A 1135-nucleotide genomic window follows, 5' to 3' on the forward strand; every position below is an offset into this window, starting at 1 on the left:
GGGGTAGATATTTAAAAATTCAATTTTGAGAATAACAATTTATTTGATTTATATATCAATTGGGAAGTTATCATGACCCATGAAGTGCGACATGACATACAAAATTGTCAATATAAAGTACATCTTGAGGGTAATCTATTCGCAACAGTGGCATACCAACAACAGGATGATGCGTTGTTTATTGTTTCGACTCGCGTACCGGATGAGCTTCAGGGTAAAGGATACGGGAAAATTATGATGGAAAGTGTATTACCGCAAATTGAAGCGCAAGGTTACACCATTAAACCTGTCTGTAGCTATGTTGTGCATTATTTAAATCGACACAGTGAATGGCAGCATTTATTGCATCGAGAGTCGTAGCATACAAACCGATTAGCTCGGTGCTGTGTTTACTTTTAATGTGACTGCGACCAGTGCATGATCAGTGCTGCAGTTATCCAGTTCATAGCTTGGGTTAACCAGATGCTGGTCAAGCACAGTGTAGCGGCTGACATCACCTTTCATTGTATGAGTAAAAGGGGAGAAATCCGCAGAAAGAAGAATATAGTCGAGTACGGACCCCTTGGCTCCGGCGTAATGAGTGGCTTTGCGAGGCTGCTCCATACTCTCGGTATGCAGATCCCAAGCATCGTAAAGCGCATAGCCAGCCAGCGGTTGCTGTGTTTCTGGTCTGCGGTATAAGGCCTGCGATAGTAGTCCTTGAAACTCCTCGTGATGTAAAGATTTATTAAAATCGCCCATTAACACGCAAGGTCGCCCAGTTTGCTTTTGAGTATTGATAATATATTGGTGAGTTAGGTTTGCTTCAAACCCTCGTTGAACAGTAGATTGCCAGCGTCCTAGCGTCTCTTGTTGCCATTCATCGATCAGGTTATGAGGTGCAGCAGAGGATTCTGCCGGACGCTGAGATTTAAAATGCACAATATAGACATCGATCTCCCCGAGCATTGGCAGGCAAAGCGTAGCGTGTAACGGTGTACGATTAAAGCAAAAAGGGGCAGCTTGGTTTGGCAGCGTGCCATGTACAGCGCTCACTTGGCGTAGAGGATAGCGAGAGGCTATCGCCACAACCGGATGGCTGTAGATGTATCCATCTTTGACGATCGGCTCATCAACACAAGCCACATACGGATAG

The 1135-nt window shown here is 44.8% G+C and carries 2 protein-coding genes; one reads left to right on the top strand and one right to left on the bottom strand.

What is annotated here, in order from left to right; genetic code table 11:
- Positions 1-72 precede the first annotated feature (72 nt).
- Positions 73-360 carry a GNAT family N-acetyltransferase gene (locus tag VOR_RS0102075; RefSeq protein WP_010317725.1) on the top strand — a complete coding sequence of 96 codons (288 nt, stop codon included), beginning with the start codon at positions 73-75 and terminating at the stop codon, positions 358-360.
- Between the two features lie 12 nt (positions 361-372).
- Here VOR_RS0102075 and VOR_RS0102080 read toward each other — a convergent pair.
- The coding region (locus VOR_RS0102080) for an endonuclease/exonuclease/phosphatase family protein (RefSeq protein WP_010317728.1) at positions 373-1135 on the bottom strand (763 nt) is incomplete at its 5' end.

Origin of the sequence: Vibrio ordalii ATCC 33509 (assembly GCA_000257205.1) — a bacterium.
Classification (GTDB): domain Bacteria; phylum Pseudomonadota; class Gammaproteobacteria; order Enterobacterales; family Vibrionaceae; genus Vibrio; species Vibrio ordalii.